This window comes from Microbispora sp. ATCC PTA-5024 (assembly GCF_000511135.2).
Lineage (GTDB): Bacteria > Actinomycetota > Actinomycetes > Streptosporangiales > Streptosporangiaceae > Microbispora > Microbispora corallina.
In genome coordinates this window covers 64,037-71,672 of the sequence record NZ_KI866526.1, presented here as the reverse complement: position 1 = coordinate 71,672, position 7,636 = coordinate 64,037, and the positions used below count along the sequence as shown (strand labels likewise).

The following is a 7,636-nucleotide window of genomic DNA, read 5'->3' as shown; positions in this document are numbered from 1 at the left end:
GCGCCACCAGGCCGGCGCCGGGGACGGCCAGCGGCAGCAGGCCGCCGATGACCGTGCCGATCGCCAGGGCGGCCGACCCGGCGGCGCCGCCCGCCGCGAGGCCCGGCTTGAGGTCGGCGGACGGCCCCTCGGCGTCATGCAGGCGGTCGACGTACCACGCCTGGGCCGGCCCGCTGGACAGCGCCCGCGCCACCCCCTTGAGCAGCGACGACACCAGGAAGAGCCAGGCCGTGGTGGCGGTGGCCATCACCACGAGGGCCGCCACGCTGGTCGCGGCGGAGGCGGCCAGCACGGCCCGGCGGCCGAGGACGTCGGCCAGGCCGCCCGTGGGCAGTTCGAGCACGACGATGGTGACCGAGTAGGCCGCGCTCACGAGCCCGATCTCGGCGACGCTCAGCCCGCGGGCCGCCATGAGCAGCACCATCGGCGCCATCATGAGCCCCGGGGGCAGCCAGGTGAGGAACTCGATCGCGGCGTACCGCCCCCAGCCGCCGCGCCTCGGGCTCGCGGCACGGTCACGCACGGCCGGACTCCTCGGCCGGCCCGGACCCGGAGCCGCGGCGCGGGCGACGGTCCTCCGGAGGCGCGGAGCCCGCACCGGAGCCACGGCGCGACTCCTCGGACGCGGAGCCCGCACCGGAGCCACGGCGCGACTCCTCGGACGCGGAGCCCGCACCGGAGCCGCGGCGATCCTCCGGAGGCGGGGAGTCCGTCGCGGGGCGGCGGCGCGGGAGGGCGGCCACGAAGACGGAGACCTGCTCGGCGTCCGGCGCGCCCGCGTCGCGCTCGGCGGCCTCGCGCAGGAGGGCGTCGAACCGCTCGTGCAGCGCCGCCACCGTGGCCGGGCGCAGCCGCACGACCTCGTCGGACATCCCGGCCGCCTCGATCCACGCGCGGCTCCAGAAGCCGCGGTCGCGCTCGAACGCCTCCGCGTCGGCCGTGAGCACCTCGATCTGGCGGCGCCGCAGGAAGGCCGCCGCCTCCCTGCCCTCGGCCGTGGCCGCCATCTCGGCGCTGTCCCAGGCCGTCGCGCGGTGCGCGGAGCGCCAGCGCCGCTCGCGCCGGTCACGCTGGTCCTCGTCCTCCTCGACGTAGCCGTACCGCGCGAGTTGCCGCAGGTGGTAGCTGGTCGCCCCGGAGCTCTCGCCGAACCGCGCGGCCAGCTCGGTCGCGGTGGCCGGCCCGTCCGCCCGCAGCGCGCCGAGCAGCCGCACCCGCAGCGGGTGCGCCACCGCCTTCAGCGTGCGGGGGTCGCCGACGTGAAAGACCTCGTCGCCCATTGCCGACGCCTCCTTTCCCTCCCCGGAACGCTAACAATGCAAAGAGAACTTTGCAAACGATTCTTTGCGGAATTGAAACTTTCACCGGTGCGGGATCACACGGCACGGTCAGCGCCCGCGGCCTCCGGCCGTCGTTGACGCCCCGCGAAACCCAGGGCAAACATCGAGTCGCTCACCACTTTGGGAGCGCTCCCATATCTTCGAGGACCACCGTGCTCAGACGACTCAGCATGCTCGCCTCCGCGGCGCTGGCCACGACCCTGGCCATGGCGTCCGTGACCGGCGTGCCGGCCCACGCGGACGGCCCCGAGCAGATCCCCAACGGCACCTTCGACACGACCACCGACCCCTGGTGGCACACGGACAACCTGTCCTTCTCCCTCTCGGGCGGCCGCCTGTGCGCGGACGTCCCCGGCGGAACGGTCAACCCCTGGGACGCGATCATCGGCGTCAACGACATCCCGCTGGTCAAGGACGAGACGTACGGGTTCAGCTTCTTCGCCTCGGCCGACCCGGGGAAGGTCGCGCGGGCGTACGTCCAGCTCCCGGTGGACCCGTACACGCAGTACGTCTCGGCGGCGCCGGAGCTGAGCGTGTCGGGCGACACCTACAGCTACACGTTCACCTCACCGGTGGACCTCCCCAACGGGCAGGTCGTCTTCCAGCTGGGCGGCAGCGCGACGCCGTGGCGGTTCTGCGTGGACGACGTGTCGCTCAAGGGCGGCGTCCCGCCGGAGGTCTACACGCCCGACACCGGCCCCCGGGTGCGGGTGAACCAGGTGGCCTACCTCCCCAAGGGCCCGAAGAACGCCACGCTCGTCACCGACGCCACCACGGCCCTGCCCTGGCAGCTCAAGAACTCCTCCGGCACGACCGTCGCCCACGGCGTGACCACCCCGCGCGGCGTGGACGCGAGCTCCGGGCAGAACGTCCACTCGATCGACTTCAGCTCCTACACCCGGGCCGGCGCCGGGTTCACGCTGACGGCCGACGGCGAGACGAGCCGGCCGTTCGACATCAAGGGCGACTCCTATCGTGACCTCGAGCTCGACGCGCTGAAGTTCTACTACACCCAGCGCAGCGGCATCGCGATCGACGACGCGCTGCGGCCGGGGTACGGCAGGCCGGCCGGCCACGTCGGCGTCGCCCCCAACCAGGGCGACACAAGCGTGCCGTGCCAGCCGGGCGTGTGCGACTACTCCCTCGACGTCTCCGGCGGCTGGTACGACGCCGGCGACCACGGCAAGTACGTCGTCAACGGCGGCATCGCGGTGGCGCAGCTGATGAGCGAGTTCGAGAGGACCAAGAACGCCGCGACCGGCAAGCCGATCGGCTCCCTGGCCATCCCCGAGAGCGGCGACGCCGTGCCCGACATCCTGAACGAGGCCCGCTGGGAGCAGGAGTTCCTGCTCAAGATGCAGCGGCCGGACGGCATGGTCCACCACAAGATCCACGACCAGAACTGGACCGGCCTGCCGCTGCTGCCCAACCTCGACCCGCAGAAGCGTGAGCTCCACCCGGTCTCCACGGCGGCCACGCTCAACCTCGCCGCGACGGCCGCCCAGGCCGCCCGGATCTTCGCCCCGTACGACGCGGCCTTCGCGGCCAAGAACCTCGCCGCCGCGAAGAAGGCGTGGGCGGCGGCCCGGGCCAACCCCGATCTGCTGGCGTCGCCGTCCGACGGCAACGGCGGCGGCACCTACGACGACGCCGACGTCAGCGACGAGTTCTACTGGGCGGCGGCCGAGCTGTACATCACGACCGGCGAGGCCCAGTACCGCGACTTCGTGCTCGCCTCCCCGCACCACACGGCCGACCTGTGGAGCCCCTCCGGCGCCTTCGACTGGGGCCACGTCGCGGCGCTCGGCCGCATCGACCTGGCGACCGTGCCGAACGACCTGCCGGGGCGCGACGCCGTCCGCCAGTCGGTGCTCGACGGCGCCGACCGGTACCTCGCCATCGTGAACGACCACCCGTACGGGCTGCCGTTCAACCCGGGCGACTACTTCTGGGGCTCCAACAGCGCGATCCTCAACAACATGGTGGTCCTCGGGGCGGGCTACGACCTCACGGGGAACGTGAAGTACCGCGACGCCGTGCTCCAGGGCATCGACTACCTGCTCGGCCGCAACGCCCTCAACCAGTCGTACGTGACCGGCTACGGCGAGGTGGCGTCGAAGAACGAGCACAGCAGGTGGTACGCCCACTCGCTGGACACCTCGCTGCCCAACCCGCCCCACGGCACGCTCGCCGGTGGCGCCAACTCCGGCCTCCAGGACCCGGTGGCACAGGCGAAGCTGACGGGCTGCAAGCCCCAGTTCTGCTACATCGACGACATCGGCTCGTACTCCACCAACGAGGAGGCCATCAACTGGAACTCGGCGCTGTCGTGGGTCTCGGGCTTCATCGCCGGGCAGGGTGACGGCACCGTCCAGCCGCCCGCCGCGTGCAAGGTCACCTACACGGTGCACGGCTCGTGGCCGCAGGGCTTCACCACCCAGGTCACGCTGAAGAACACCGGCACCAAGAAGATCGACGGCTGGTCCCTGAAGTGGTCGTTCCTCGGCGGCCAGAAGATCGACCACGCCTGGAGCGCCGTCCTGTCCCAGCAGGCGGCGACCGTCACGGCGGCCAACGACGTCTGGAACAAGACCATCAAGCCCGGCCAGTCGGTGACGTTCGGCTTCAACGGCACCTCGGCGCCGGGGGCCAACCCGAGCCCCGACCTGTTCCTGCTCAACGGCGCGGCCTGCGCCTGACCGGCACACCGCCCGCACCATCCCGCCGCCGCCCGCTCCCACGGGGGCGGCGGGCGCCGGCCGCCGTCCCCCACCCGGGCGGCGGCCGGCGCGCGTCCGGACGTCAACCGTCGTCGCTCTACGATGGTGTCGTGGCCGTCGACCGCTCCGCCCCCGCCGAACTGCTCGCCGTCGAGGCGTTCCTCAACACGCTCGACGAACGCGCCTACACCCACCGCGGCACGCGGCACGCGGGCGGTGACCAGCTCACCACGCCCGCGGCGCTGTCGGCGTGGCTCGCGCGGGAGGGCCTCGTCCCCCCGGGCACGCGGGCCGGCCGGGACGACCTGTCCGTGGCGCGCGACCTGCGGGCGGCCCTGCGGGCCTCCCTGGCCGGGCGGATAGAGCCACCCGACGAGGACGCGGTCGCCGAGGCCAACACCACGCTCGGCTGGTTCCCGCTCCGGCTGGGGCTGACGCCGGGCGGCACGCCCCGGCTCGACCCGGACGGCGGCGGCGTGCTGGCGGAGGCCCTGGGCGGCATCGTCGCGGCCGTCGCGCGGGCGGCCGCCCGGGGCTCGTGGAACCGGCTGCGGATGTGCGCGGCCCCCGACTGCCACTGGGTCTTCTACGACACCTCGCGGAGCGGAGGCGGGCGCTGGTGCTCGATGGCCGTGTGCGGCAACCGGGCCAAGACGCGGCGCTACCGGGAGCGCCACGTCGGCGATGAGGACGCCTCCGCGTCGTAACCGGTCAGGCCGTCGCCCGCAGGGGGCGGAAGAAACGCCCGGATCTCCTCGGCGAGCGCCCGCGGCTCCTCCATCGCGGCGAAGTGCCCGCCCCGCGGCATCTCGGTCCACCCGCGCACGTCGAAGTACCGCTCGGCCGGCTCGCGCGGGCGGCCGCCCCTGGGGGGCGAACTCGTTCGCGAACGACGCCTACCCCATCGGCACCCGCACAGGGTCGTCCTCCCGCAGCGGCGCGCCGCGGTCGCGGTGGGCGTGGTACGGCCGCAGGGACGAGGCGGCGGTTCGCGGAACTGACAACGGTGTCGCCTGTGCGCAACCCCCATAGGCGTTATCCGGTGTCGCAGCGCGCCCCCCACGGCGCGCCGGTCAGAGGCCGCCGCCTCCGGTCGCGTCGATCGTGACGCCGGTCACCCAGCCCGCGTCGTCCGAGGCGAGGAACGCCACCACTCCCGCCACGTCCCGCGGCAGGCCGACGCGGCCCAGCGCGGATCGCCGCGCGGACGCCTCCCACGCCCCCGGGTCGCCCCTCAGCCAGCCGGCGTTGGCGTCGGTGTCGACGATGCCCGGCGCGACGTTGTTGACGGTGATCCCCCGCGGTCCGAGGTGCTTGGCCAGCGCGAGCGTGAACGTCTCCAGCGCCCCCTTGGTCATGGCGTACGCGATGGCCTCGGGGAAGGAGATCCGGGTCACACCGGAGGTGACGGTGACGATCCGGCCGCCGTCGGGGATGCGCGGCAGCGCCCGCCGCGTGACGAAGAACGGCGCCCGGGTGTTCACCGCGAACCCCCGGTCGTAGATCTCCGGGGTCACGTCCTCGATCGGCGCGTGCACGCTGATCCCGGCGTTGTTCACCAGGATGTGCAGCGGGGCGTCCGGGCCGAGCGCCTCGTCGAGGGCGTCGAACAGCGCCTCGACGTCCCCCGGCACCCCGAGTTCGGCCCGTACGGGGAAGGCCCGCCCGCCCGCGCCCACGATCGCGTCGACGACCTCCCGGGCCGCCGCCTGGTCCCGGGCGTACCCGACGGCGACCAGCGCGCCCTCGGCGGCCAGCCGCTCGGCCACGGCCCGGCCGATCCCTCTGCTCGCGCCCGTGACCAGCGCGTTCCTTCCGTCCAGAGCACGGCTCATGCCTGCATCCTTTCTGTAGCGATCACTACAATAAGGACGATAGCACGCTGTGTAGTGAGCGCTATAGAATCGGGCGATGGGGAGGACACGGGCGTTCGACCGGGACGCCGCCCTGGAACGGGCGCTCGAGGAGTTCTGGCGGAACGGGTACGAGGCCACCTCGATCGCGGGCCTCACGGCGGTGATGGGCATCAACCCGCCGAGCCTCTACGCCGCCTTCGGGGACAAGAGGTCGCTGTTCGGCGAGGCCGTACGGCGCTATCAGGAGACCCACGGGGCGTTCAGCGCCCGCGCGCTGTCGGAGGAGCCGACGGCCGGGCGGGCGGTCGAGCGCCTGCTCCGCGAGGCGGCGCGGATCTACACCGACCCCGCCCACCCGCCGGGCTGCTTGATCATCTTCGCGGGCGTCAACACCACGGACGCCGGCGTCGCGGCTGATCTAAGGGGCCACCGCGAGGCCGGCAGGCGGCAGATCCGGCGCCGGATCGAGGAGGACGTCGAGGCCGGGGTGCTTCCCCCGGACGCCGACGCGCACGGGCTCGCGACCTTCTACGCCGCCGCCCTGCAGGGCATGTCGGCGCAGGCCCGCGACGGCGCGACCAGGGACGATCTCGACGCCGTGGCGACGCTCGCCCTGCGGGCCTGGCCGTAGGCTGTGCCCGTGATCGACGACATCGCGGTGGACGCCGCCGTCACCGCCCTGCGCCCCGACTTCGCCGTCCTTGTGATGACCGCGCACGGCCTCGCGAACGGCCCGGCGGACGACCGGTCGCGCGGGTGGCTGGCCGAGGCCGCCGAGGCCGCCGTGCCGCCGGACGACGCCAGGATCGAGGCGTGGCGGGCGGCCTACCGGGCGTTCGGCGCCAAGCCGCAGCGCACCCGGCCGTCGGTCGACGCGCTGGTCCGGCGGATGCCGCTGCCCGAGATCAACCAGGTGGTCGACGCCTACAACGCGGTGTCCGTACGGCACGGGCTGCCGATCGGCGGGGAGGACCTGCGCCGCTACACGGGCCCGGCGCGGCTCGTGCGAGCGGCCGGCGACGAGCCGTCCGAGGAGGCGCTGGGCGAGCCGGAGATCGGCGAGGTCGTCTGGCGCGACGACACGGGCGTGACCTGCCGCCGATGGAACTGGCGCCAGTGCGTCAGGACGCGGATCACCGAGGAGACGGTGGACGCCCTCTTCCTGCTCGAACGGCTGGAGCCGCTGACGATCGAGGGGCTCCGCGCGGCCGGCGACGACCTCGCCGGGAAGCTGTCGGAGATCTCCCCCGGCGTCCGGATCGAGACGCGGCTCGTCGGCTGAGACGCCGCATCGCTCCGATGTGACCATCTGGTGAGGAGAACCTGACCACCCAGACGGGCTACTCCCGCGTGACCTGTTTGATCGGTCCTGGGAGGATGGGCCGGGACCTGCGACCCGACCGGCGCACGTCACCGCCCCGGGCGAGTAGCCTTGGACAGGTTCATCAAACATCAACGCCGATCTGCGGAAGAGGGCGATTTCCGCCGTGTCGTCTGAGTCGTCGCGGACAAACCCGCTGGCAAGCTTCGGGCAGAACGAATGGCTTGTCGACGAGCTCTATCAGAAGTATCTCGAGGATCCGGAATCTGTCGACCAGGCCTGGTGGCACTTCTTCGCGGATTACAACGGTGCCGGGAAGGCCGCTCCCAAGGCCTCCACCGGCGCGAACGGCGCGACCGCCGTCGCGGCGCCGGCCCCGGCGGCCCCCGAGACGGCCCC

At 73.2% G+C, this 7,636-nt stretch carries 8 protein-coding genes; 5 read left to right on the top strand and 3 right to left on the bottom strand.

Going from position 1 to position 7,636, the window contains the following annotated elements; translation table 11 throughout:
* Window positions 1-523 (bottom strand): MFS transporter (locus MPTA5024_RS31055; RefSeq protein ID WP_157099835.1); only part of this gene is annotated, 523 nt, incomplete at its 3' end.
* The gene (locus MPTA5024_RS31050; protein ID WP_063794820.1) at window positions 516-1,280 is read right to left on the bottom strand and encodes a winged helix-turn-helix domain-containing protein; all 765 of its coding nucleotides are present in this window, start codon (window positions 1,278-1,280) and stop codon (window positions 516-518) included. The genes MPTA5024_RS31055 and MPTA5024_RS31050, both read right to left, overlap by 8 nt.
* Before the next feature lie 212 nt (window positions 1,281-1,492).
* Here MPTA5024_RS31050 and MPTA5024_RS31045 point away from each other — a divergent pair, with 212 nt between their 5' ends.
* A complete protein-coding gene (locus tag MPTA5024_RS31045) occupies window positions 1,493-4,039 on the top strand; it encodes a glycoside hydrolase family 9 protein (protein WP_332310643.1) in 2,547 nt (848 codons plus the stop codon).
* A gap of 131 nt (window positions 4,040-4,170) precedes the next feature.
* Window positions 4,171-4,767, top strand: a complete 597-nt coding sequence (locus MPTA5024_RS31040) for a CGNR zinc finger domain-containing protein (protein ID WP_036331185.1) — start codon at window positions 4,171-4,173, stop codon at window positions 4,765-4,767.
* Window positions 4,768-5,133: 366 nt separating this feature from the next.
* Here the strand turns inward: MPTA5024_RS31040 and MPTA5024_RS31035 are convergent, their stop codons facing one another.
* Window positions 5,134-5,895: an SDR family oxidoreductase gene (locus MPTA5024_RS31035; protein ID WP_036331183.1), complete on the bottom strand. Its 762-nt coding sequence runs from the start codon at window positions 5,893-5,895 to the stop codon at window positions 5,134-5,136.
* Between the two features lie 76 nt (window positions 5,896-5,971).
* Here MPTA5024_RS31035 and MPTA5024_RS31030 point away from each other — a divergent pair, with 76 nt between their 5' ends.
* From MPTA5024_RS31030 to MPTA5024_RS31020, 3 genes are all read left to right on the top strand, one after another.
* Window positions 5,972-6,547, top strand: coding sequence for a TetR/AcrR family transcriptional regulator (locus MPTA5024_RS31030; protein ID WP_036331180.1), 576 nt, complete (start codon window positions 5,972-5,974; stop codon window positions 6,545-6,547).
* Between the two features lie 9 nt (window positions 6,548-6,556).
* The gene (locus MPTA5024_RS31025) at window positions 6,557-7,198 is read left to right on the top strand and encodes a B3/B4 domain-containing protein (protein ID WP_036331972.1); all 642 of its coding nucleotides are present in this window, start codon (window positions 6,557-6,559) and stop codon (window positions 7,196-7,198) included.
* Window positions 7,199-7,403: 205 nt separating this feature from the next.
* Window positions 7,404-7,636 (top strand): 2-oxoglutarate dehydrogenase E1 subunit family protein (locus tag MPTA5024_RS31020; RefSeq protein WP_036331178.1); only part of this gene is annotated, 233 nt, incomplete at its 3' end.

Excerpts from the sequence above, each read along its gene's own strand:
- MPTA5024_RS31030 (WP_036331180.1), top strand. The coding sequence starts at position 5,972 with ATGGGGAGGACACGGGCGTTCGACCGGGACGCCGCCCTGGAACGGGCG.
- MPTA5024_RS31035 (WP_036331183.1), bottom strand. The coding sequence starts at position 5,895 with ATGAGCCGTGCTCTGGACGGAAGGAACGCGCTGGTCACGGGCGCGAGC.
- MPTA5024_RS31050 (WP_063794820.1), bottom strand. The coding sequence starts at position 1,280 with ATGGGCGACGAGGTCTTTCACGTCGGCGACCCCCGCACGCTGAAGGCG.